Origin of the sequence: Paenibacillus sp. FSL R7-0026, assembly GCF_038004485.1 — a bacterium.
In the GTDB taxonomy this organism is placed as follows: Bacteria; Bacillota; Bacilli; order Paenibacillales; family Paenibacillaceae; genus Paenibacillus; species Paenibacillus xylanexedens_A.
In genome coordinates this window covers 5128580-5153022 of record NZ_JBBORG010000001.1, presented here as the reverse complement: position 1 = coordinate 5153022, position 24443 = coordinate 5128580, and the positions used below count along the sequence as shown (strand labels likewise).

At 46.7% G+C, this 24443-nt stretch carries 19 protein-coding genes and 1 tRNA gene; 18 read left to right on the top strand and 2 right to left on the bottom strand.

Features of this window, described 5'->3' with window-relative positions; translation table 11 throughout:
- Positions 1-16 precede the first annotated feature (16 nt).
- Both MKY44_RS22555 and MKY44_RS22550 read right to left on the bottom strand, forming a co-directional pair.
- Entirely contained in the window at positions 17-1246 is a 1230-nt protein-coding gene (locus MKY44_RS22555) for a CynX/NimT family MFS transporter (RefSeq protein WP_341008663.1), read from the bottom strand.
- Positions 1247-2137: 891 nt separating this feature from the next.
- Positions 2138-2211: transfer RNA gene (locus tag MKY44_RS22550), tRNA-Arg, on the bottom strand.
- A gap of 234 nt (positions 2212-2445) precedes the next feature.
- Between MKY44_RS22550 and MKY44_RS22545 the strand changes: the two genes are divergently transcribed.
- The 18 genes from MKY44_RS22545 to MKY44_RS22460 all read left to right on the top strand — a co-directional run bounded on the left by MKY44_RS22545 (position 2446) and on the right by MKY44_RS22460 (position 24153).
- A complete protein-coding gene (locus tag MKY44_RS22545; RefSeq protein ID WP_174806500.1) occupies positions 2446-3381 on the top strand; it encodes a hypothetical protein in 936 nt (311 codons plus the stop codon).
- Positions 3382-3519: 138 nt separating this feature from the next.
- Positions 3520-4860, top strand: coding sequence for a trigger factor (tig, locus tag MKY44_RS22540; RefSeq protein WP_341008662.1), 1341 nt, complete (start codon positions 3520-3522; stop codon positions 4858-4860).
- A gap of 379 nt (positions 4861-5239) precedes the next feature.
- Entirely contained in the window at positions 5240-5830 is a 591-nt protein-coding gene (clpP, locus tag MKY44_RS22535) for an ATP-dependent Clp endopeptidase proteolytic subunit ClpP (protein ID WP_036605886.1), read from the top strand.
- 12 nt (positions 5831-5842) lie between these two features.
- Complete coding sequence (gene clpX / locus MKY44_RS22530) at positions 5843-7096, top strand: ATP-dependent protease ATP-binding subunit ClpX (RefSeq protein ID WP_036605887.1); 1254 nt, start codon at positions 5843-5845, stop codon at positions 7094-7096.
- 121 nt (positions 7097-7217) lie between these two features.
- A complete protein-coding gene (gene ispG / locus MKY44_RS22525; RefSeq protein ID WP_017692591.1) occupies positions 7218-8315 on the top strand; it encodes a flavodoxin-dependent (E)-4-hydroxy-3-methylbut-2-enyl-diphosphate synthase in 1098 nt (365 codons plus the stop codon).
- A gap of 167 nt (positions 8316-8482) precedes the next feature.
- Positions 8483-10237: an ATP-dependent protease LonB gene (gene lonB / locus MKY44_RS22520; protein ID WP_315937731.1), complete on the top strand. Its 1755-nt coding sequence runs from the start codon at positions 8483-8485 to the stop codon at positions 10235-10237.
- Positions 10238-10323: 86 nt separating this feature from the next.
- Complete coding sequence (lon, locus tag MKY44_RS22515) at positions 10324-12663, top strand: endopeptidase La (RefSeq protein WP_091011872.1); 2340 nt, start codon at positions 10324-10326, stop codon at positions 12661-12663.
- A 156-nt stretch (positions 12664-12819) separates the two neighbouring features.
- Positions 12820-13464, top strand: a complete 645-nt coding sequence (gene yihA, locus MKY44_RS22510; RefSeq protein ID WP_341008660.1) for a ribosome biogenesis GTP-binding protein YihA/YsxC — start codon at positions 12820-12822, stop codon at positions 13462-13464.
- A gap of 279 nt (positions 13465-13743) precedes the next feature.
- A complete protein-coding gene (locus tag MKY44_RS22505) occupies positions 13744-14331 on the top strand; it encodes a hypothetical protein (RefSeq protein WP_036605891.1) in 588 nt (195 codons plus the stop codon).
- 335 nt (positions 14332-14666) lie between these two features.
- Positions 14667-15068, top strand: a complete 402-nt coding sequence (gene speD / locus MKY44_RS22500; protein ID WP_307416330.1) for an adenosylmethionine decarboxylase — start codon at positions 14667-14669, stop codon at positions 15066-15068.
- Positions 15069-15410: 342 nt separating this feature from the next.
- Entirely contained in the window at positions 15411-16796 is a 1386-nt protein-coding gene (gene hemA / locus MKY44_RS22495; protein WP_341008658.1) for a glutamyl-tRNA reductase, read from the top strand.
- Between the two features lie 14 nt (positions 16797-16810).
- Entirely contained in the window at positions 16811-17638 is an 828-nt protein-coding gene (locus MKY44_RS22490) for an ABC transporter permease (protein ID WP_415841522.1), read from the top strand.
- Positions 17639-17643: 5 nt separating this feature from the next.
- Positions 17644-18294, top strand: a complete 651-nt coding sequence (locus MKY44_RS22485) for a precorrin-2 dehydrogenase/sirohydrochlorin ferrochelatase family protein (protein WP_341008656.1) — start codon at positions 17644-17646, stop codon at positions 18292-18294.
- 2 nt (positions 18295-18296) lie between these two features.
- Entirely contained in the window at positions 18297-19253 is a 957-nt protein-coding gene (gene hemC, locus MKY44_RS22480; RefSeq protein WP_341008654.1) for a hydroxymethylbilane synthase, read from the top strand.
- A gap of 4 nt (positions 19254-19257) precedes the next feature.
- On the top strand, positions 19258-20820 hold the full coding sequence (gene cobA / locus MKY44_RS22475; protein WP_341008653.1) for a uroporphyrinogen-III C-methyltransferase: 1563 nt from the start codon (positions 19258-19260) through the stop codon (positions 20818-20820).
- 104 nt (positions 20821-20924) lie between these two features.
- Positions 20925-21926 (top strand): porphobilinogen synthase, encoded by a 1002-nt coding sequence (gene hemB / locus MKY44_RS22470; RefSeq protein ID WP_017692601.1) that lies wholly within the window; start codon positions 20925-20927, stop codon positions 21924-21926.
- 26 nt (positions 21927-21952) lie between these two features.
- A complete protein-coding gene (hemL, locus tag MKY44_RS22465; RefSeq protein ID WP_341008652.1) occupies positions 21953-23257 on the top strand; it encodes a glutamate-1-semialdehyde 2,1-aminomutase in 1305 nt (434 codons plus the stop codon).
- Entirely contained in the window at positions 23254-24153 is a 900-nt protein-coding gene (locus MKY44_RS22460) for an RluA family pseudouridine synthase (RefSeq protein WP_340913336.1), read from the top strand. Before hemL ends, MKY44_RS22460 begins: the two co-directional genes overlap by 4 nt.
- Positions 24154-24443: the final 290 nt, after the last annotated feature.

Sequence of the window (24443 nt, the reverse complement as noted above, 5' to 3'; positions counted from 1 at the left end):
TAAATGAATTGTATGGCTAACCGATCATTCTATTTTTGCTGGCCTGAATCCCAGCGATTAGCAGAGCAACGGCCAGAATGACCTGTATTAGCAACGGCAGGGTCCATCCTTTTGTCCAGTCATGAAGCATGCCGAACAGTAGAGGTCCCACTGCAGCAAGCATATATCCGAAGGACTGAGCCATTCCGGACAGGCTGGCAGCTTGTCTGGCATCTTTTGTGCGAAGGACGAAGAACATGGTTACCATTCCAAATGAAGCTCCAGCACCTATTCCTGCCAACGTGACACCGATGGTAACGAGCGAAGCGATACCACTTAACAATAAAGCATATCCGACAATTAAAGAAGAGCACGTTATCGCAGTTAGAACACGCTGATCTCGCGTTCGGCCGGCGAGGATTGGAACGATAAAGGTAGCCGGTACACTAACCATCTGCATCAGGGAGAGCATCCACCCTGCTGAGGTGGGGCTGAATCCTTGCTCAGCGAGAATCTCGGGAAGCCAGGTGATCGTTGTATAGAATATTAGAGATTGCAGACCCATAAATAAAGTAATGAACCAGGCCAGGGAAGAGGTCCGTAGACGTACAGGCGTCCCTTCACTCTGTGTGGCTATGAATAACATTCGCTGACGTCCTGCGGCGATCTGGGGGAGCCACAAAAGAAGCGCCAATATGGACAACAGGGCCCACATGCCTAACGAAGCACGCCAACCCATAGATGTGGCTCCTGCTACGGGCACACTCACACCGGAGGCGATGGCGCCAAATATATTCATGGATACAGAGTATAATCCGGTGACGATACCTACCCGTAATGGAAAATCACGTTTGATCAAACTTGGCAAAAGCACGTTACTTAATGCAATGCCGCACCCCAAAATTGCGGTTCCTGCATATAAGGAGAGAACGGAAGGCAACAAGCGTAATGCCACCCCAATGGTTACGATCATAACAGCCAATAGCAGAGCAGATTCGAGTCCTAAACGTTTGGCAAGACGTGGTGCAAAAGGAGAGACTGCTGCAAAGGCGAGCAAAGGAAGTGAGGTCAGAAGCCCGACCATCGTATGGCCAATACCTGTATCTGAGCGAATCATCTCCACGACGGGACCCGTTGCGGTGATCGGTGACCTCATGGTAGCGGCGATGACGATAATGCCTGCTAATAACAGGCCAAATCTTTTGGAAGTCGAAGAATGTTCTTCCTCGGCATGGATAGATGAGTGTTGCTGTATTGAAGATGACATTGATAAAATCTCCTGTTTCCTAAGAAGTTAATATGTATGGATTGTTACATTATCCACTCCGTAAGCATAACATTCTATGTCAATATTGAGCAATGAAATGAAAAAAAACAATCGACCATGGATGCCTTGACTAGCCTGTGAACTCTAACGAATCCACGAGGTCTTATAATGGGTAAAACCGCTATTTTCAGATTCTAACGAACCTCAGCGACGTTAATCAGGCTATGAAGCGCAAATAAGTGAGTTAATACCTCGGAATGGTGAAATAAGCTCTCTAAGATTCGTTAGAATTCCACAGTGCTGAATTTAGAGCAAATAAAGTGTCCTGTGTTCGTTAGACATCGATACTTCAACGTGTTGCTTATAGAGTGAGCAAATGCGGACGCTCCAATGCAGCGCATAAAGTACGTAACGAAGCGAATGCTTCGACGAACCGTTGGGGTAATCATCCCCAGAACGCAAAAAAAGCTTCCCGAAGGAAGCTTCTTTTTAATACGTCCCAGGAGGGATACTCTCCTTGCAGTCGAGACTGCGAAGTGGTGCTAACGAAGCGGATGCTCCGACGAACCGTTGGGGTCCTATCCCCAGAACGCAAAAAAACTTCTCGAAGGAAGCTTCTTTTTAATACGTCCCAGGGGGATACTCTCCTTGCAGTCGAGACTGCGAAGTGGTGCTAACGAAGCGAATGCTCCGACAAACCGTTGGGGTCCCATCCCCAGAACGCAAAAAAACTTCCCGAAGGAAGTTTTCTTTTAATACGTTCCAGGGGGATACTCTCCTTGCAGTCGAGACTGCGAAGTGGTGCTAACGAAGTGAATGCTCCGACGAACCGTTGGGATTCTCATCCCCAGAACGCAAAAAAAGCTTCCCGAAGGAAGCTTCTTTTTAATACGTCCCAGGAGGGATTCGAACCCCCGACCGACGCCTTAGAAGGGCGTTGCTCTATCCAGCTGAGCTACTGAGACATGAATTTTTTCAAGCAAAATTGATTTTATCATATGCATACAGGAATATCAAGCATTTTATTCTAAACTATTTTTCGTATATGATATTTGGCGGCAGTAACGTTTTTTTCATTATATTTAAGGTTATGTTAGAATATCAGGAGAACTCAGAAAATAGATCGACAATCGTTTTAATATATACATCTATTTATGTTGATTCCGACTGGAGATTCAGGATATAGAGGAGGTGCTCCCATTAAGGAATCCACGACCCCGGAAACCGAGCATAACAACAATATTGTGCTGTTTCCTAAGACGCTGGACTATTACCAGATTCAATTGACAGTTATGCTTGAAAATGAACGGTATGGTGAAGCGATGAAATTGCTTCACTTTTTGCTGCAATGTCAGGGACAGGAAGAGCGCCACTATGATGAATGGCGGGCTCTGCTCGAATGGCTTCAGGCTGCGTTTCCTCAATATGAAGAAACCTCGCCTGCTGTTCTTGAAGAACGAGAAGAGGAAGAAGAGATTAGTGAGGAAGACATGGCACGGCAGCATGCCCGAATGAAGCTTGAACAGGATGATGGCTATGCTGATAAGATGCTTCGCACAGTAATGGAAGAGCCGCTGTCTGAACAGACGATGCTGGCTTTGGAGCAGTTGGCCTATCTTGATCTGCCGAAGATTGACGAGGCTCTTACCAGTTGGTTAAAAGATAAGTCGCTTCACCCTCTGCTTCAATTTCGGGTGCTGCAAACCTTGCGTCGCCGAGGTGTTCAAGGTATGATCCTGTTTACGAGAGGCGAAGAGCAGGTTGAAGTCGAGATCGACACCGTGCCTCTTAGACCAGAGGAATTCCCGCTCCAAATCGTTCAGATTCTGGAACGAGTGGCAGATCAGACGGAGGTTCATGAACCTACGCTCTTTTATTTTGCCCAAGAACTGTGGATACAATATGTCATGGCGGTGTATGGAACCCGTGATTATGTATCGATGCTGGAAGAAAATGATTCCATGACAGATATATGGGCAGCAGCTCTACATATGACCGTTGCAGACAGTCTGGGTGGTTCGCATGATGAGGAAAATACCCGCTCAATGTATGCTGTGACAGGCGCGATGCGCTTTCGACTGGAGCAGGCTTATCGTTCGATGAAACAGTTTGTATCTGCCGGTTTGGATGGTTAATCGAGGCCGGAAACGTTTTCCTTAAACTGTATCAAGGGATTCCCCTTGAAAAAGAATCTAATCTTGTTTATACTAAAATGGTTATTTTGTACGTGATTGCCTACGTGAACATGTGAATTTTGGAGGGGAAAGTATACAATGAAAGCAACTTGGGAAAAGATAGAGAAGAACCTTGGGGTTCTTGAGGTTGAAGTGGATGCGGATCGTGTAACTGCAGCACTCGACAAAGCTTTTAATAAAGTGGTTAAACAAGCAAACGTACCTGGATTCCGTAAAGGTAAAGTACCACGTTCCATCTTCGAAGCACGTTTTGGTGTAGAGAGCCTTTATCAAGAAGCAATCGACATTTTGCTTCCTGAAGCCTATACAGAAGCAATCGACCAAACGGATATCTTCCCGGTTGATCGTCCTGACGTAGATGTTGAACAATTTGCTAAAGGACAAACATTCAAGTTCAAAGCAAAAGTAACTGTGAAACCAGAAGTTACTCTTGGTGAGTACAAAGGAATCGAAGTTGCTGTAGCAAAAGGTGAAGTAACTGACGCAGAAGTGGCTGAAGAACTTGAGCGTCTTCAACAACGTCACGCTGAACTCGTTGTAATCGACGAAGGTTCCGCTGCTAACGGCGATGTTGCAGTAATCGACTTCGACGGTTCCGTTGATGGTGTACCTTTCGAAGGTGGACAAGCTGAGCGTTATTCTCTGGAACTGGGTTCCAACACATTCATTCCTGGATTTGAAGAGCAAGTTGTGGGTCTGTCCACAGGTGACTTCAAAGACGTAGAAGTGACTTTCCCAGAGAGCTACCATGCAGCAGAACTTGCTGGCAAACAAGCGGTATTCAAAGTGAAAATTCACGAAATCAAACGCAAACAACTTCCTGCATTGGATGATGAGTTTGCTAAAGATGTTAGCGAATTCGACACTCTTGAAGAGTACAAAGCTGACCTGAAAACACAACTGGAATCCCGTAAAGCTGACGAAGCCAAAGCTGCACAAGAAAATGCAGTTGTAGAAAAAGTGGCTGAGAACGCTGAAGTGGACATTCCTTCTGCAATGGTTGAGAGCGAAGTACAAAACATGATGCGTGATTTCGACAACCGTCTGCGTAACCAAGGTATGAACCTTGAAATGTTCCTGAGCTTCTCTGGCCAGACTCAAGCTGACCTGAGAGGACAAATGCAAGAAGATGCTTCCAAACGTGTTCGCAACAACCTGGTGCTTGAAGCTGTAGGTAAAGCGGAAAACATTGAAGTATCTGACGAAGAAGTGAATCAAGAACTCGAGAAAATGGCTGAATCTTACAAGCGTCCTGCTGATGAGATCCGTGGCATCCTCGAAGGTAATGGTTCCCTGGACAGCCTTCGCGATGAAGTTAAACTGCGTAAAACGATTGATGTTCTTGTTGAGAACAGCACAGTTGTTGAACCAGTTGAAGCTCCAGCTGAAGAAGTTGTTGCAGAAGCTGACGAAAAATAAGACAAGCTGTTATCAACTTGTCAGTTGAATAAACGATAAGGCACGTGAATTATTGCGTGCCTTATTTTTAAATTATGACATCCATTTTATAGAAAATGAAGTAATTATATGGATGAACACTAATTTTATTGATCCGTGTACACTTTTTACATACCTATGTACTTCATGCAAATAAAAAACGGCAAGACGGCATAGGATGGCTTCAATTTGCACATACATAGAAAACATGGTTAAATATGATCAGGCTAAAAAAGTAAACAAATTGATGTCTCACCCCTCTTGTGAAAAATGACATTGTCACAGGAAAGTGGTAGAATGAATTTGGGTTTGCTTTACAGGTGGCCTATGTCTAATTACATGTAGAAAAGAGGTTGGTCTCATGAGTCTGGTGCCAATGGTTATAGAACAAACCAATCGAGGCGAGCGGTCTTACGATATATATTCACGTTTGCTGAAAGATCGCATTATCTTTCTAACCAGTGCGATTGATGACGATGTAGCCAATCTTGTCATAGCACAGCTTTTGTTTTTGGCAGCCGACGATCCTGAGAAGGATATCAGCTTGTACATTAACTCACCTGGTGGTTCTGTCACCGCAGGGATGGGTATATACGATACGATGCAATTTATCAAGCCGGATGTATCTACCATTTGCGTAGGGATGGCAGCAAGCATGGGCTCGTTATTGCTGACAGCCGGTGCACCTGGCAAGAGATATGCGCTGACAAACAGCGAAGTAATGATTCATCAGCCGCTTGGCGGCATTCAAGGACAGGCTGCGGATATTAAGATACACGCAGAATGGATTATTAAAACACGTCAGAAACTGAATCAAATATACGTCGATCGTACGGGTCAGCCTCTTGAGAAAATTGAGCGGGATACAGACCGTGACTTCTTCATGAGCGCTGAAGAAGCTAAGACGTACGGCATTATTGACCAGGTGCTCAGTAGACCGATCAATTCCTAAAGGGGTGGTTTCATGTTTAAATTTAACGATGAGAAAGGGCAACTGAAATGCTCTTTTTGCGGTAAATCTCAGGAGCAGGTACGCAAGTTGGTCGCTGGACCAGGCGTGTACATTTGTGATGAATGTATCGAACTTTGCACCGAAATCGTTGAGGAAGAACTTGGTCATGATGAAGAAGTAGACCTGAAAGATATTCCGAAACCAAAAGAAATTCGTAATATTCTGGATCAATATGTTATTGGACAGGAACAAGCGAAAAAATCATTGTCTGTTGCGGTGTATAATCACTACAAACGGATCAACACACAAAGCAAAATTGAAGACGTTGAGTTGTCAAAGAGTAACATTTTGCTGTTAGGACCAACAGGTTCTGGTAAAACGTTGCTTGCGCAAACGATGGCGAAAATTTTGAATGTTCCTTTTGCTATTGCTGATGCTACGTCATTAACAGAAGCGGGTTATGTAGGTGAGGATGTAGAGAACATCCTGCTCAAACTGATTCAAGCTGCTGATTATGATGTGGAAAAAGCAGAGCGTGGCATTATTTATATCGATGAGATTGATAAAGTAGCGCGTAAATCCGAAAACCCATCCATTACTCGTGATGTATCGGGCGAAGGTGTGCAACAGGCTCTCTTGAAAATTCTTGAAGGAACTGTGGCTTCTGTACCACCACAAGGTGGTCGTAAACACCCTCATCAAGAATTCATTCAGATCGATACAACGAACATCCTGTTCATTTGCGGCGGTGCCTTTGATGGTCTGGAGCAAATGATCAAACGCCGGATCGGTAAAAAAGTCATTGGCTTTAATACCGTTTCTGAGCAAAAAGATCTGAAACCAGGTGAATACCTGGGTATGGTATTGCCGGAAGATTTGCTGAAATTTGGTCTGATTCCGGAGTTTGTAGGCCGTCTGCCAGTCATCTCCACTTTGGAGCCGCTGGATGAAGATACGTTGGTACGGATTCTTTCCGAACCAAAAAACGCGCTTACCAAACAGTACCAAAAACTGCTTGAGCTGGACAATGTGAATCTGGTATTTGAACCAGCTGCATTGCTCGCGATTGCAAAAGAAGCAATTAAACGTAACACAGGTGCACGTGGATTACGTGCCATCATTGAAGGTATCATGCTGGAAATCATGTATGAAGTGCCTTCACGTGAAGATGTTACGAACTGTGTCATCACGGAAGAAGTTGTTGAGAAAAGAGTCGTGCCTGAACTAAGCCAATCGAAGGACGATAAGCAGGAAGAGAGCGCCTAATAAAAGGCCTGAATCCCGTTGAACTCTGAAATATAGACTTGTCAGTTCTCCACTTTGGCAGAAGGCGAATTCATGTCTCTGTCAGGGTGGAGCTTTGACGTTGTGGGGAGAGAAATCACTCATGTATTTAAGACAGGATACACGTCCCGTGAAAGTGGGAAACGTAACGATCGGTGGCAGTAACGAAGTCATTATCCAAAGTATGTGTACAACCAAAACGGCAGACGTTGAAGCAACGGTTGCAGAGATTCTGCGACTGGAAGAAGCTGGATGTCAAGTGGTACGTGTAACGGTGAATAATGAGGAAGCTGCCGCAGCCATCAAGGAAATCAAAAAACGCATTAATATACCGCTCGTAGCGGACATTCATTTCAACTATAAGCTGGCTTTACTTGCGATTGAGAACGGCATCGATAAAGTTCGGATTAATCCAGGTAACATCGGTAAACGTGCGAAAGTAGAAGAAGTGGTTAAGGCTTGTAAAGACCGCGGCATTCCGATTCGGATTGGAGTAAATGCGGGGTCTTTGGAAAACCATCTCCTTGAGAAGTATGGGTATCCTACGGCAGATGCTATGGTAGAAAGTGCATTGTATCACATTGGTATTTTGGAAGAGCTTGATTTCCATGATATCATCGTGTCTCTCAAAGCATCGGATGTGCCGATGGCGATTGAGGCGTATACCAAAGCAGCTCAAATCATTCCGTATCCGTTGCATCTCGGGATTACCGAAGCGGGTACATTGTTCTCCGGTACAATCAAAAGCTCCGCAGGTATGGGAGCTCTATTGTCCATGGGTATTGGTTCAACGATGCGGATCTCACTGAGTGCGGACCCGGTAGAAGAAATCAAGGTTGCTCGTGATCTGCTCAAAACATTTGGACTCATTACAAATGCAGCTACATTGATCTCCTGCCCAACGTGTGGACGTTTGGATATCGACCTGTTCTCCATTGCCAACGAAGTGGAAGAGTATATCTCCAAACTGAAGGTGCCGATTAAAGTATCGGTGTTGGGTTGTGCGGTTAATGGTCCAGGTGAGGCCAAAGAAGCGGATATCGGGATTGCCGGTGCTCGTGGAGAAGGTCTCTTGTTCCGTCACGGCAAGATGATCCGTAAAGTGCCTGAAGAAATCATGGTTGAGGAATTAAAAAAAGAGATCGACAAAATCGTCGAAGCCTACGAAGAGACAGGTGTTATTCCTGGTCGTTCGCACTGATTGATTCATATCTTGTTACAGCAAAAGCTCGCCAGTGATGGCGGGCTTTTTATTTTCTCGCATACAAATTCCGCATCGCCCGTTTACGTCGCGTTGAAAAGGCTATACTACCAAGTATTAGCATGATCTCATATGAGAATAGCGACAAAATAGGAGGATGTGAAGACATGGAATTTGGTATGGTCATCATGTTGATTCAGTTATTTTTTGGAGTGGTGATTGGTTTGTATTTCTGGAACCTGCTGCGTGGCCAGAAAACAAACCGCAGTGCCGTTGAGCGAGAATCTCGCAAGGAACTGGAGAAGCTGCGCAAACTGCGTTCGATCTCACTCACCAAGCCGCTGTCGGAGAAGACGCGTCCAGCTACCATTAACGATATTGTTGGGCAAAAAGATGGGTTGCGGGCCCTTAAGGCTGCATTATGCAGTGCGAATCCGCAACATGTTATCATTTATGGCCCTCCCGGAGTCGGGAAGACAGCTGCCGCAAGGGTTGTGTTGGAAGAGGCCAAGAAGAATCCATCTTCTCCTTTCAAGCCAGACGCCAAATTCACGGAGCTGGATGCAACAACAGCCCGTTTTGATGAGCGTGGTATTGCGGACCCCTTAATTGGTTCGGTCCACGATCCGATATATCAGGGAGCAGGAGCCATGGGCGTTGCTGGTATTCCCCAACCAAAACCGGGCGCTGTGACGAAAGCGCATGGGGGTATGCTTTTTATTGATGAAATTGGTGAATTACATTCGATTCAGATGAATAAGCTGTTGAAAGTATTGGAGGATCGCAAGGTGTTTTTGGAGAGTGCGTACTATAACTCGGAAGACACGCATACTCCTGCTTATATCCACGATATTTTTCAAAATGGCCTGCCGGCCGATTTCCGCCTTGTTGGAGCAACGACACGTTCGCCTCATGAATTGCCACCAGCTCTGCGTTCCCGCTGCATGGAAGTTTATTTCCGTCCTTTGTTGCCTGAGGAGATTGGGCGAATTGCAGAGGATGCTGTTCAGAAAATAGGGTTCAGTCCATGTCCGGATGCCGTTGATGTGGTCAAGCGATATGCAACCAATGGACGTGAAGCGGTCAATATCATCCAGCTGGCTGCTGGACTTGCGCTGACAGAGAAGCGTGAGACGCTTCAGGCGTCTGATGTGGAGTGGGTGGCGGGTAGCAGCCAGATTCAGCCACGGCCCGATCGGAAGGTCCCTACACAGCCGCAGGTGGGGTTTGTTAACGGCTTGGCGGTATACGGACCGAATATGGGAACCATTTTGGAGATCGAAGTATCTGCTGTTCCGGCTCTTAAAGATCAAGGCCGTATCAACATTACAGGCGTTGTGGATGAAGAAGAGATTGGAGGCGGTTCGCGTACACTCCGGCGAAAAAGTATGGCCAAAGGCTCGGTTGAAAATGTGTTAACCGTATTAAAAGCCATGGGTATTCGTCCGAATGATTACGATTTACACGTGAATTTCCCAGGTGGGACGCCTATTGATGGTCCATCCGCCGGGATTGCCATGGCGACTGCCATTACATCAGCCATTCAGAGGCGTCCTGTGGATCATGAGACAGCGATGACTGGCGAGATCAGTATTCATGGTCGGGTTAAGCCTATCGGTGGCGTGCTGGCCAAGGTCGAGGCTGCCTTTCAGGCAGGAGCGAAGACCGTTATTATTCCCGCAGAGAACTGGCAGTCCATTTTTGAGAATCTGGATGGCTTGCGCGTTATCCCGGTAGATACGGTACAGGACGTATTCCGTGAAGTGTTCGCTTGGGTTCCGGAATCACAACAGATGGAACAAACGAAGCTTGCAGAGGAGACAGTTGCACCTGCACCGGAGATTTTTCCACCGGCATCCGCTTCCTATTTGCGTGCGGACGTGCCTCGTCCAGGACAGGTTACAGATTCGGGAAGCTGCTAAGCGCTTCCCTTCATTGGTTTTTTATGTGAACATTTGATAGAATAATGAATGACTACAACCTGAGAGCCATTGGAGGTGCGAAAGCGATGGGACCGAGCAAAGCGAAAGGTCGTCGTTTTCCTTTACTGCCTTTAAGAGGACTTCTCGTCTACCCGAGTATGGTACTGCATCTCGATGTGGGCCGGGAGAAATCGGTCAAGGCTTTAGAAAAAGCGATGGTAGAAGAACATCTGATTCTCCTATGTTCCCAAGCCGAAGTAAATATTGAAGAACCAACACAAGAGGACATTTTCAGAATCGGAACCGTGGCCAAGGTCAGACAGATGCTGAAGCTTCCGAACGGTACGATTCGTGTACTTGTTGAAGGCTTGGAACGGGCTGAAATTATTGAATATACGGACAACGAGGAATATTATGAAGTACTGGCTAAAGAGCTGCCCGAAGAGGAGAATACCCATCCGGAGACGGATGCCTTGATGCGTACTGTTCTGAACCAGTTCGAGAATTATATTAACCTGTCCAAAAAAGTGACACCAGAGACACTCGCAGCGGTGTCTGACATCGAAGAACCAGGGCGTCTGGCTGATGTCATCACGAGTCACCTGTCCTTGAAAATCAAGGATAAACAGGAAATTCTGGAGACTATCGACGTTCGGGAACGTCTGGAGAAATTACTGGATATCCTGAACAATGAGCGCGAAGTGCTGGAGCTTGAACGCAAGATCAGCCAACGTGTGAAGAAACAGATGGAGAAAACGCAGAAGGAATATTATTTGCGCGAGCAGATGAAAGCGATCCAGAAAGAACTGGGTGAAAAAGAAGGCCGTGCGGGTGAGGTCGAGGAACTTCGCACTCAGATGGAAGAACTCGGCTTGCCGGACAAGGTGAAAGAAAAGGTCGAGAAAGAAATTGATCGACTGGAGAAAATGCCTGCAAGTTCAGCCGAGGGCGGAGTCATTCGCAACTACGTGGATTGGCTGCTTGGCCTTCCTTGGAGTCAGATGACAGCGGATGATTTGGATATCCAAAAAGCCGAAGATGTGCTCAATGCGGATCATTACGGACTGGAAAAACCCAAAGAACGTGTGCTGGAATATCTGGCTGTCCAGAAGCTCGTCAAGAAGCTCAAAGGGCCCATTCTCTGTCTGGTTGGACCTCCAGGGGTCGGTAAAACATCACTTGCTCGTTCGATCGCGAGATCGCTAGGTCGGGAGTTTGTAAGAATATCTCTTGGCGGCGTGCGGGATGAAGCCGAGATTCGTGGTCACCGACGCACCTATGTAGGGGCCATGCCTGGGCGTATCATTCAGGGGATGAAAACGGCAGGTTCACTCAATCCGGTATTCCTGCTGGACGAGATTGATAAGATGGCTTCAGATTTCCGCGGAGATCCTTCCGCAGCCTTACTTGAGGTGCTTGATCCGGAACAAAATAATACGTTTAGTGATCATTTTGTAGAATTGCCGTTTGACTTATCCAACGTTATGTTTATAACAACTGCCAACACGGTACACAATATTCCGCGTCCATTGCTGGATCGGATGGAAATGCTCAACATCCCTGGTTACACGGAACTGGAGAAGCTGCAAATTGCGAAAAATTATTTGTTGCCCAAACAGAAGCAGGACCATGGTCTGGAAGAAGAGCAATTGGAAATCCCGGATGACGCGTTGTTGCGTGTAATCCGTGAATATACACGGGAGTCAGGTGTGCGTAATCTGGAACAGCAGATGGCTTCGTTGTGCCGGAAAGCTGCCAAGAACATCGTATCTGGTGTGGAAGGTCAGATTAACATCTCATCCGATGAGATCAAAGACTACCTTGGGCCTGGCAAGTTCCGTTATGGAATGGCCGAACTGGAAGATCAGATTGGTACCGTAACGGGTCTGGCGTGGACTGAAGTGGGTGGAGATACCCTGATCATTGAAGTGACTGTTGTGCCTGGAACAGGTAAATTGACTCTTACAGGTAAACTGGGGGATGTCATGAAGGAATCGGCACAAGCCGCATTCAGTTACACCCGTTCCAAAGCTACACAGCTTGGAATTTCGCCTGACTTCCATGAGAAGAATGATATCCATATCCACGTTCCGGAAGGAGCGATTCCGAAGGATGGTCCATCTGCCGGGATTACGATGGCAACAGCGTTAATCTCAGCCTTGACGAACAAACATGTGTCCAAGGATATCGCGATGACTGGTGAAATAACACTGCGTGGACGTGTACTGCCGATTGGTGGTCTGAAAGAGAAATCACTGGCAGCTCATCGTGCCGGCTATAAAAAAATATTATTGCCTAAGGATAACGAACGGGACCTGCGTGACATTCCAGACAGCATCAAGGAAGATGTGGAGTTTGTCCCTGTAGCCCATATGGATCAGGTATTGCAGCATGCACTTGTTGAGCAGACTGGAATTCACCTGTAACACACGTATCCGAAAGGTTCGTATGAAGATTAGACCGTTCTGCGGAGGCTTCGGCGTCCGCTGGAACGGTTTTTTTGGTATGATAGAACAATCCATGGCATAATACCTTCAACAGGTGATGCATAGCACAGGCGTTCAAGAGAGGAAAGATACAATATGAAAGTAAATCAATCTGAATTTATTATCAGTGCCGTTCGGCCTGAACAATACCCCGAGGATGGTCTGCCAGAGATTGCTTTGGCGGGACGCTCCAATGTGGGGAAATCTTCCCTGATCAACCGTTTGATCAATCGTAAAAATTTGGCTCGGACGAGCTCAACACCGGGTAAGACACAGCAACTCAACTATTATAAAATTAATCAGGATCTCTACTTCGTCGATTTCCCGGGATATGGCTACGCTAAAGTTTCCAAAGAGCAACGCTTTGCCTGGGGTAAAATGATGGAGAAATATTTGTTGGGACGCGAGGAATTGAAACTGGTCATGCAGATGGTGGATATGAGACATGAGCCATCCAAGGATGACAAGATGATGAATGAATGGCTTCGTCATAACGGATTGCCTTTGGTTGTTGTAGCAACCAAGATGGACAAGATTCCAAAAACACGCAGAGCCAAACATATCAAAGTCATCAAGGAATCACTGGGCCTTCGTTCAGGGGATTTGTTTGTGCCGTTTTCATCCGAAGAGGGACTGGGGAAAGAAGAGTTATGGGACATCATTACCCGCCATGCCCGCATAGATAAGTATGCACCAGTGCTGGATGCAGAGGGTGCTTCTGATGAGGAAGAAACCAACTGAATTAACGGATAACCGAGATAGTATACCGTTTTAGTGCAGGAAAGTGAGCATGCTAAGTGAATCTTTGATGAGATCCAGATTAATCCGGTTTTTTAAGGGATTTCGTGACAATTCATCATCTGGGTCTGGAGAAAAATAACGTTAGGGTAGTGTATAATGAGCATAGGTGCATATTGCCAACCGTACCAAAATTACCGGCCATGCCGGCCTGAAGAATTTTGAGATGACTGCTACATGTGCAGGAAGACAAAACAATCGGGAAAGAATTGAGGGATTTGTATGGCTCAGCGGTTAGCCACAGAGTATGTGAAGGCCACTATGAAATTGTCAGAACCCCAGATGCATCAGTTTTTGCGCATGACAGAAGACGGCAGGCTTCATCACCGGGTTAAGGTGTTGGACAATGGTTGTCAGGAGGTTGTGCTGGGGGATGTAAGTGGAGAAGAAGTGCATTTCCCTTTTGACCGCATAGAAGGGTTTTATATCTGTGAGTTATCTTGCCGCCTGGTGAATCTGCATCTGACCAACGTTGTCCGGAAGCTCTTTGTGACTTTTAAGGGTGACGGGGTCGTTCATCGGATCTATAAAGGGTTCACCATGACGTATGTTTATGCTCAAGGCACTGTCCGCAAAATTGTGGAGAAAACCGGGGAGAACACCCGAGTGATCTATGAATACAAAAATACGTTGCTTGAATTGCAACATTTGTTCCAGGCCAGAGATGTAGAACGCGAAATCAACCGTGTGTATGCGGAGATCGATTCACTGCTGGATACTAGAAAAGATGCGACTGCTGATCAGCTCCATCAGATTGATGAGACCCTTGCTCGTCATCAAAAACGGTTGTTTGAGCTTGAAGCTTATTAGTTTAAAATTGTATGTTTATAAACGTATATGTATATAATGAATTCCCTTGTATCTTCCGGGCAGTGGCACTCGCCAATGTGGAGGTTTCAGGGGGATTTTTTGATGTGAAATCGAATATTCCGAATTGGAAATATTTATTTTACAATCTTCTGGAAAAGGGTTGATTTCACTCTGATTCAATGTTATTTTTAATCTCGTTGAAAACAATATAGGAACCAGGATTCACTCAGGACATTATATGTTGCGAGAGATTTTTCCCTCGGGAAGTGAATGACGTAGGTCCTAGCGGATGAAATTTTTCAAACATTTTATTCCTAGGAAGGGGGAACCGAAGGATGGAATATTCAACTTTCGGAAGACACGTTGCTGTTGATACTTGGGGTGTCGACTTTAATCTACTGAACAATGCAGAGTATCTGGAAGCCCAAATGATTGAAGCAGCGGAGGCATGTGGCGCGACAGTGATGTCCGTACAGTCCAAGCAGTTTGATCCACAGGGAGCGACCGTACTTGTACTATTGTCTGAGAGCCATCTCTCCATTCATACGTATCCTGAGAGAGGTTTTGCAGCGATTGATTGTTACACTTGTGGGGAGACTGTAGATCCACAGCTTGCTATTGACTACCTGGTATCCGTATTAAAGCCTGAAAAAACGTATGCAAAGAAGTTGGTACGTGGATTGGGCGAATTGCAAGTTGAAACACCAGAGATGAACAACCAGACTGAACGGGTTTAAATAAAAAGTATATTGCATACACAATGTTCACATATCGGGATGGACACATAACCTCCCAAACTCAAATAGTCATGGAATAATTCCATGGCTATTTGTTTTAATATGCGTATCGTTATGAATATTCATAATCGACACTTTTTAACGCATAACGGTGAACTTTGGTGAGACACTACAATAAATGACAGTGCATATGATGATGAACATGGTGATTTCATAAACATTTCATAAAAATGACCCGGTCACGGCTATGATGTGTGATATAATTAACCTTGTCAATCATAAATGGATAGACATATGCAGTAAGCACTTTGATTGGAAATTTATTAGGCAGGTGAACTTGCAATGCACATCGTTGTCGTTGGTTTGAATTATCGCACGGCGCCTGTAGAGGTTAGGGAACGATTCACATTTGCAGAAAAGGATTTGTCTGAAGCGCTGCAGCAGCTCAAGCTGACCAAGAGTGTATTGGAAGGTGTAATCGTAGCCACATGTAACCGTACCGAGTTGTATGTTGTGGTGGACCGTCTTCACATGTGTGGTTATTTTATTCGAACATTCATGGAACAATGGTTTAATGTACCACGGGAAGAATTTACGCAACACTTATATATATATGAAGATGATCAAGCCATGCGCCATTTGTTCCGCGTCATCTGCGGACTAGATTCCATGGTCATTGGTGAGACTCAGATTCTTGGACAGGTGAAACAGGCTTTTCTTAAAGCGCAGGAAGAGAAATCAACAGGTACCTGGTTTAATATGCTGTTTAAACAGGCTGTTACGCTGGGCAAACGGGCACATTCGGAGACTTCCATCGGGGAGAGCGCCGTATCAGTCAGTTATGCTGCTGTTGAACTCGGTAAGAGGATCTTTGGCATGTTCACAGACAAGAAGGTGCTCATTTTGGGTGCCGGCAAGATGAGTGAACTAACCGTGAAACATCTCTATGCCAACGGGGCATCCGAGGTCATCGTGGCGAATCGCACGCTCGCAAGAGCTGAAGAATTGGCAGCCAAGTTCCGGGGTACACCTTGCACGATGGAACAGGCATTAGATCGACTTAATGAAGTTGATATTGTGATTAGTTCCACTGGAGCTGAACGTTATGTCATGGATACAGCAGTGGTACGAGAGAGCATGAAGCGTCGTCAATCTCGTCCATTGTTCCTGATTGATATTGCGGTTCCACGCGATATTGATCCGGCGATAGGTGAATTATCCAACGTATTTCTCTATGACATTGATGATCTGGAAGGAATCGTGGAGAGCAACCTGGAGATGCGTAAGGTGGAAGCTGCCAAGATTGAGAGAATGATTGAGCTTGAGATGGAGGATTATTACCATTGGCTCAAAACGTTGGGTGTTCGTCCCGTTATTCGCGCTTTGCAGGAAAAAGGTGTCTCCATTCATGAAGAAACGATGGATAGCCTGTTTAATAAACTGCCTGAGCTCGATGAACATCAACGTAAAGTCATTCGTCGTTTGACCAAGAGTATTGTGAACCAAATGACGACAGATCCGATTAATCGGATTAAGGAAATGGCAGGCACGAAGCAAGGTGATGAAGCTCTGCGCATGTTTACTCAGATTTTCGCTCTGGAAGATGCAGTAGAGATGGCCGCTGAAAAAGTGAGTCAGAGTGATGCTACAGCTCTGGCGAAACCAGCCGCTCACCTTAACGAAAACCGGCAAGACCCCGTGCCGGCTTATGCTCCGGCAGGCGTATAAGGCGGGTGGGCAGCTTGACCCTTGCTGAACAAGTCTATGAAGCTCTAATCTATATGTATGCCCTGAGCCTACTGTTCTATTTCTCGGACTGCATTCGACGCAATGCGGGGGCGAAGCGGACAGGCACAGGGTTTCTTGTCGTTGTTTGGGGATTGCAGGTAACGCATGTCATATTGCGCATGTGGACTGAAGGCCATTTCCCTATCTATACCACCTTTGATTTTTTGTTTATATTTTCATTCAGTATTGTGCTGATGTCTCTCGTCATGACTCGCATCCAGCGTTCCGAATTTGTGATTTTGTTGCTGAATGTTGTAGGTTTTTCCGTTACGGTATTAAACCGACTGTGGTTTACGGCCGGAGAGATATCACTGCATAACTGGCAAACGGTACATGGATTACTCATTATGCATATTACCTTGGCGAATCTTGGTTTTGCGGCGTTAACCGTTGCTACGGTATTTGCCATGTTATATCTGTTCCTGCACCGTAAGTTGAAGAAAAAAAAGTGGAATGATACGATGCGACGGATGCCAAGCCTGGAAGTGATCGGCAAATACATGGATGGTGCTAATTTCATAGGTACACCGCTCCTTGGCGTTTCTGTGATGCTTGCGGTATTGTCCATCGTAGCGGAAACACGCTGGGTCCTGCTCTTGGATCTCAAAGTTATTGCGACAGGTCTTGCCATTGCCATCTATGTGGGTTACTTCGTATCCAAGAGAAGGAAACAGTTCTCTACAATTATCATGGCAAGATGGACACTGATTGGGTACGGATTTGTCATTATAAGTTTTTTATCCAATGCGTATTCAGCGTTTCATCGTTGGACGGGAGAGTGAAGGGGATGGACCGTTACACGCCGATATTTGTGAATACTTCAGGCAAGAAGTGCTGCGTGGTTGGTGGTGGACGTGTTGCCGAACGTAAAATTAAGGGATTACTGCATGCTGAGGCACAGATTACGGTCATTAGTCCGGAGCTTACTCCCATATTAAAACAACTGCATCATGAATCCCGAATTCAATGGATAGACCGGTCCTACCGCAATGGAGATTTGCGGGGGGCCTTTCTCGTATATGCAGCGACTGACCATTCAGAGGTCAATTCAACTGTGGTTCGGGATGCTGAGGCTGTGGGCATATTGGTGAATGATGCAATGTCTTCGGAGCACAGCAGCTTTATTACGCCAAGCGTGGTAAGGCGTGGGAGATTAAGCATAGCGATATCCACAGCAGGAGCGGGACCGGCAGCAGCTGCGGAGATACGTGCCACACTCGAACGACAGTTCGGTGATGAATATGAGACGTACCTTGAGTTTTTGCACCAGATGAGGACTGAGGTGAAGTCACGCGTATCTTCTTCAAGTCTCAGGAGTACGTTGCTTCGGCAATTAACTGAAATGCACATATTAGAAGATATTCGTACAGGCCATTTTCGGTGGTGGACCGAAGAAGAAATCGGGGACTGGATATCCCGTAATCAGGAGGAAGTGTAGATATGCGTACAATTAAAGTTGGAAGTAGACAGAGCGCGCTTGCGCTAACCCAGACAGGTCATGTCATTCAGGATTTACGCGATATTTGTGAGCGGGAAGGATTAGCTTTTGACTTTGAAGTACATAAGATTGTTACCAAGGGAGATCTCATTCTGGATGTAACGTTGTCAAAAGTGGGAGGCAAAGGTTTGTTTGTCAAAGAGATTGAACAAGCGATGCTTGATCGTACGATTGATATGGCTGTTCATAGCATGAAGGATATGCCTTCCGAGTTACCCGAAGGATTAATCAATGGTGCTATTCCCCGTCGTGCAGATCCACGGGATGCGCTGATCTCCAATGGTGGACTTACTCTGGATCAACTGCCAGAAGGAGCTAGAGTCGGAACAAGCAGTCTGCGCCGGTCGAGTCAATTAAAGGCCTATCGTCCAGATTTGCAATTGGAATCGATTCGCGGCAATATTGATTCCCGTCTGCGGAAGCTGGAGACCGAAGGATTCGATGCGATTATTCTGGCAGCTGCAGGATTGTACCGTATGGGCTGGGAAGACCGGATCACAGAGTACCTGATGGAAACAGCTTGCCTTCCGGCAGTGGGTCAAGGCGCGCTTGGTATCGAATGTCGTGAAGACGATGAGGAACTGTTGCACTTACTGCAGCTGTATAACGATCCCGAGACAGCATTTCCTGTACAGGCGGAACGCCGTTTTCTCAGTGTATTAAATGGGGGCTGTCAGGTTCCGATCGGTGCTCATGCGGTGTGGGTGCCTCAGCAAGATGCAGATTCCCTGAATGGTGAAAACACGTTACAATTAACAGGTATGGTCGGCACGCCGGATGGTGGACTGATTCTTAAGGAAGCTATGATCGGCAAGGACCCGGTTCGTCTGGGTGAAGAAGTGGCGTGGAGATTGATTGAACGGGGAGCAGAGCAGATACTGGCAGAAGTTAGGGGATGAAGACATGGTGGGAAAGGTCTTTTTGGTAGGGGCAGGTCCTGGGGATGCAAAGCTGATTACGGTAAAAGGGTGGGAATCCATCGGGAAAGCCGATGCTGTAGTCTATGATCGTTTGGCAAGTCCGAGATTGTTGAAACAAATGAAACCTGGCGCAGTCAAGATTTACGTGGGCAAGCGCCCGGATCGGCATACGATGAAGCAGGAAGAGATCAATCAACTGTTGGTTGATCTGGCTCTTGAAGGCAAGGTTGTGGTTCGGCTTAAGGGCGGTGATCCAACGATCTTTGGACGCGTGGGCGAAGAGGCGGGTTTGCTGCACAAAAACGGAATTCCGTTTGAGATTGTACCTGGGGTTACCGCTGCAATAAGTGTACCTGCGTATGCCGGAATTCCTGTGACTCACCGTGACTATGCATCATCCATCTCTATTATTACGGGGCACGAGAGTCCGGACAAGCTTGATCGCAGTATCCATTGGGATAAAGTGACGAACGCAACGGGCACACTTGTATTTATGATGGGGGTTGCCAAAATTGGATATATCAGCGAACAATTGATTCGTCATGGTCGTCCAGCGCAAACACCGGTAGCTCTGATTCGTTGGGGAACACGAGCGGAACAGGATACCCTTACAGGTACTCTTGAGGATATAGAAGCGAAAGTGATCGCAGCCAATTTCCAACCACCAGCTGTTATTGTGGTGGGGGATGTCGTCAATCAAAGGGAACAATTGAAATGGGCAGAAGCGCTGCCGCTGTTTGGCAAACGAATTCTGGTGACCCGTGCTCGCAGTCAGGCGAGTGAACTGGTGAATCGCATTGAGGAACTCGGCGGCGAACCGTATGAGTTTCCGGTCATTGAGACGGTCATGCCGTCCAGTGAATCTGCGCAGCAAAGTGTCAAAGACGCCTTCAGTGCTTTAAATACCTATGACTGGGTGTTTTTCACAAGTGTGAACGGCGTGGAGTTTTTCTTCCGCCATCTGGAACAGGAAGGCAAGGACATTCGCTCGATTCATCAAGCGAGAATTGCTGCCGTAGGACCTTCCACAGCAGATGCTTTGCGCAAACATGGCATCGTAGCAGAGGTTGTCAAAGGTCCTTTCCAGGCCGAAGGCATGCTTGAGGCTTTTGAAAGTGAGCTGAAGGAAGGTCAGAGAGTATTGCTTCCGCACGGTGATCTTGCACGTACATGGTTACGTGACCAGTTGAGAGAACGAGGACTTCAGGTCACCGAAGCCATCACCTACGATACGATCCTCGCTGGTGAGGATGATGACGAACTACTCAAGCTACTTGAAGAAGGTGGAATTCATGCGGTGACCTTTACAAGTTCATCGACGGTTACCAACTTCATGAGTATGTTGAAACGTATGGGGTTGCAAGATCCACTGCCTTTATTAAAAGATGTTGAGGTTGCGTGTATCGGACCTGTTACAGCGAAGACGGCAGAAGCCGCTGGACTGAAGGTTACACTGATGGCAGAGGAAGCAACGATGGATAGCTTGATCACAGTGCTATGCGACTGGAAACGGACAGGCACCAAAGAAGGCGCTCTTCGAAATTAATACACATGTAATCATGTCAACATATGAAGCGTGCTGAATTCGATAGGATACCAGCGCGCTTCCCTTTTTGCTCTATTTAACTTTTTCAAGGAGGTTTTACTCGTATGAGTTTTCCAATTGTACGGCATCGCCGTTTACGTCAATCCACAGGTATTCGCAATATGGTCAGAGAGACCCATCTAACCGTGGATGATTTTATTCAACCGATTTATGTTACGTATGGAGAAAATGTAAAATCTGAAATTAAATCAATGCCTGGCGTATTCCGCTTCTCGCTGGATCGTCTTCAGGAGGAAGTAACGGAAATTGCCGAGTTGGGAATTCCAGCCGTGTTATTGTTCGGTATTCCGGAGACTAAGGACAGTGTGGGTTCATCTGGCTTCGCTGAAGATGGCATTGTGCAGGAAGCGACGAGATTAATCAAATCCTGGTACCCGGAACTGCTGGTTGTTGCAGATACTTGTCTGTGTGAATTCACGGATCACGGTCACTGCGGTATGGTACACACCGTGGAGATTGACGGTCACATCTGCGGAGATGTGTTAAATGACGAATCACTTGATCTGCTCGTGCAAACGGCAGTTTCTCAAGCCAAAGCAGGAGCGGACATTATTGCTCCATCCAACATGATGGATGGATTTGTACAAGCGATCCGCGCGGGACTGGATGAGAATGGATTCAGTCACATTCCGATTATGTCTTACTCTGTTAAATATGCATCTGCATTCTATGGTCCATTCCGTGAAGCTGCGGATTCCACACCCCAATTCGGAGACCGCAAGTCGTATCAGATGGACCCGGCCAATGCACGTGAAGCTTTGCGTGAAGCCGAAACGGATGTACTGGAAGGAGCGGACATGTTGATGGTAAAACCATCCCTTTCCTATCTGGATGTTATGCGCACCATCAAGGATCAATTTGATCTTCCGCTTGTTGCCTATAATGTAAGTGGCGAGTATGCCATGGTTAAGGCAGCGGCGATTCAAGGCTGGATCGATGAGAAAAAAGTCGCCATGGAAATCCTGCTCAGCATGAAACGCGCAGGTGCAGATATGATCATTACCTACTACGGAAAAGACGCTTCACGCTGGCTGGCTGAGAAATAAAATAAATTATATTAAGGAGGATATTCATGACTGCACAACAAGGTAATCGTCGCAATGATGAGCGCTCACGCAGCGCGTTTGAGGAAGCGAAGCAGTACATACCCGGGGGGGTGAACAGCCCTGTGCGCGCATTCAAATCGGTGGGACTTACTCCGATCTATGCAGAACGCGGCGAAGGGTCCAAAATCTACGATATTGATGGCAATGTTTTTATTGACTATGTGGGATCGTGGGGCCCACTCATTATGGGACATGCACACCCTGACGTTGTAGAAGCTTTGCGTGAGACAGCCCTCAAAGGAACAAGTTTTGGTGCGCCTACCTTGCTGGAGACCGAGATGGCAAAACTGGTCTGTGAGCGTGTACCTTCTATCGATATCGTGCGGATGGTTAATTCCGGTACGGAAGCAACCATGAGTGCCATTCGACTGGCACGCGGGGTAACCGGACGCAGTAAAATTCTGAAGTTTGAAGGATCATATCATGGACATGCGGACAGCTTGCTGATCAAGGCGGGTTCAGGTGTTGCAACACTGGGTTTACCGGATAGTCCAGGTGTACCTGAAGGTGTAGCTGTGAATACAATTACGGTACCTTACAACGATCTGGAGTCCGTGAAGCTTGCTTTTGAACGCTATGGTGAAGAGCTGGCCGCTGTTATTGTGGAACCAGTGGCAGGTAACATGGGGGTTGTACCTCCGGCTTCCGGTTTCCTTGAAGGCCTGCGCAGTTTGACGACCCAATATGGCAGCCTGCTTATTTTTGACGAAGTCATGACCGGTTTCCGCGTAGGGTTGAACTGTGCTCAGGGACGGTATGGGGTTACACCTGACCTGACTTGTCTGGGTAAAGTGATCGGTGGCGGACTCCCGGTTGGTGCTTATGGCGGTCGTCGTGATCTGATGGAACAGATTGCTCCAACAGGACCGATCTATCAGGCGGGTACACTTAGCGGGAACCCGCTGGCTATGGCAGCAGGATATACGACGCTCAAATTGTTAACACCAGAGGTCTATGACCGTCTGGAGACACTGTCTGCACGTTTGCAAGCCGGATTCGAGAAAAATGCAGTTGAGACGGGTATTGCAATAACCATTAACCGTGTGGGTTCCATGGTTTGTCCATTCTTTAGTGCCGTTCCAGTAACCAATTATGATATTGCCAAAGAAAGCAATCTGGATCAATTCCGTCGTTATTTTGCGGCCATGATTGATCAAGGTGTGAGTGTTGCGCCTTCGCAATACGAAGGCATGTTTGTCTCTGGTGTGCACACAGAGCAGGATATTGACGATACGATCGAGGCGAATCGTAAAGCTCTTCAATCGCTATGACTATTAAAAGTTGGAAACGCCGCGGGGAATGGCTTGAGCTGATGCCAGGGAAAGCCGTAACAGGCAGTTCGGACAAACCGATGGCTGCAGAGCAATGGCTATTGTCTGAGCTTCAATTTCCGGAGAAACTGCTCCGTCAGCTTAAAGCAAACCGTGGAATACAACTTGCAGGGGACCGGCTTCGGCTGGCCCTTTTTGCGTCCCAGCCAATCGATGTGGAGCCACGTTGGGCTGATGTGGATGTGTTGTATGAGGATGATTTCTGTCTGGTTATGCACAAACCGGCAGGCATGAAACTGCATCCGGATGGAAGCCGTGCTGATCAGGCCATCACGCTGGATCATGTGGTTGCCTCTTATTATGAAATGAACGGAATACAGGCGAGCGTACGCCATGTTCATCGACTGGATGAGGATACAACCGGACCTGTCCTGTATGCCAAAAATGCTTTTGCCCTCGCCAAACTGGATGAAGCGATGCGCCGCAAAGAAATTGGCCGCCATTACGTAGCTATTGCAGGTGGACAAATCCCCCTTGAACTCCGCAAAATTGATGCTCCAATTGGCAAGGACAGACATCACAAACAGCGCAGGCGTGTCTCCGAAGGTGGACAGGAAGCTGTTACTCATGTGGAGATCGCCGAAGTATGGGAACGAGCAACCCTTGTACGATTAAAGCTGGATACAGGACGAACACACCAAATTCGTGTACACCTAAGTTACGCGGGACACCCGCTTATTGGTGATGCGTTGTATGGAGGCAGAGCGGATGCCATTGGTCGGCAGGCGCTTCATGGAGAGGTGCTGAAGTTTAGCCACCCGTTAACTGGAGCCATGATTGAAGTGAATGATCCTTGGCCATCCGATTTCACACAATTGGCAGAGCGTGAGAGTTAATTTATTAATACACTATATAAGTTTGACTGACTAGTTACACGAGAATGGAGAGGACAGAAATAACGTGAAGAAGCCGAGCGTTCCCCTAAAAGCTTTCTGAAAGAAAGCTGCTTCGGAAGCATAAGCTATCCCGGATTTTCCCTTTGAAGAAGGGAATCAAAAAAATCTAAGGATAACAGTGATTGGAAGGTTATTCTGTCATCGAAGTGGCTAGGTGCAACATTCTCTATTTCGCTTTATATAACAAGGTTTTTCAAAAGGTGGCATGCTCATCTCATTCAAGGCATATA

Bases quoted from the DNA above. Each gene is read 5' to 3' on its own strand.
- MKY44_RS22555 (WP_341008663.1), bottom strand. From the start codon at position 1,246: ATGTCATCTTCAATACAGCAACACTCATCTATCCATGCCGAGGAAGAA.
- tig (WP_341008662.1), top strand. From the start codon at position 3,520: ATGAAAGCAACTTGGGAAAAGATAGAGAAGAACCTTGGGGTTCTTGAG.
- clpP (WP_036605886.1), top strand. From the start codon at position 5,240: ATGAGTCTGGTGCCAATGGTTATAGAACAAACCAATCGAGGCGAGCGG.
- clpX (WP_036605887.1), top strand. From the start codon at position 5,843: ATGTTTAAATTTAACGATGAGAAAGGGCAACTGAAATGCTCTTTTTGC.
- ispG (WP_017692591.1), top strand. From the start codon at position 7,218: ATGTATTTAAGACAGGATACACGTCCCGTGAAAGTGGGAAACGTAACG.
- lonB (WP_315937731.1), top strand. From the start codon at position 8,483: ATGGAATTTGGTATGGTCATCATGTTGATTCAGTTATTTTTTGGAGTG.
- lon (WP_091011872.1), top strand. From the start codon at position 10,324: ATGGGACCGAGCAAAGCGAAAGGTCGTCGTTTTCCTTTACTGCCTTTA.
- yihA (WP_341008660.1), top strand. From the start codon at position 12,820: ATGAAAGTAAATCAATCTGAATTTATTATCAGTGCCGTTCGGCCTGAA.
- MKY44_RS22505 (WP_036605891.1), top strand. From the start codon at position 13,744: ATGGCTCAGCGGTTAGCCACAGAGTATGTGAAGGCCACTATGAAATTG.
- speD (WP_307416330.1), top strand. From the start codon at position 14,667: ATGGAATATTCAACTTTCGGAAGACACGTTGCTGTTGATACTTGGGGT.
- hemA (WP_341008658.1), top strand. From the start codon at position 15,411: ATGCACATCGTTGTCGTTGGTTTGAATTATCGCACGGCGCCTGTAGAG.
- MKY44_RS22485 (WP_341008656.1), top strand. From the start codon at position 17,644: ATGGACCGTTACACGCCGATATTTGTGAATACTTCAGGCAAGAAGTGC.
- hemC (WP_341008654.1), top strand. From the start codon at position 18,297: ATGCGTACAATTAAAGTTGGAAGTAGACAGAGCGCGCTTGCGCTAACC.
- cobA (WP_341008653.1), top strand. From the start codon at position 19,258: ATGGTGGGAAAGGTCTTTTTGGTAGGGGCAGGTCCTGGGGATGCAAAG.
- hemB (WP_017692601.1), top strand. From the start codon at position 20,925: ATGAGTTTTCCAATTGTACGGCATCGCCGTTTACGTCAATCCACAGGT.
- hemL (WP_341008652.1), top strand. From the start codon at position 21,953: ATGACTGCACAACAAGGTAATCGTCGCAATGATGAGCGCTCACGCAGC.
- MKY44_RS22460 (WP_340913336.1), top strand. From the start codon at position 23,254: ATGACTATTAAAAGTTGGAAACGCCGCGGGGAATGGCTTGAGCTGATG.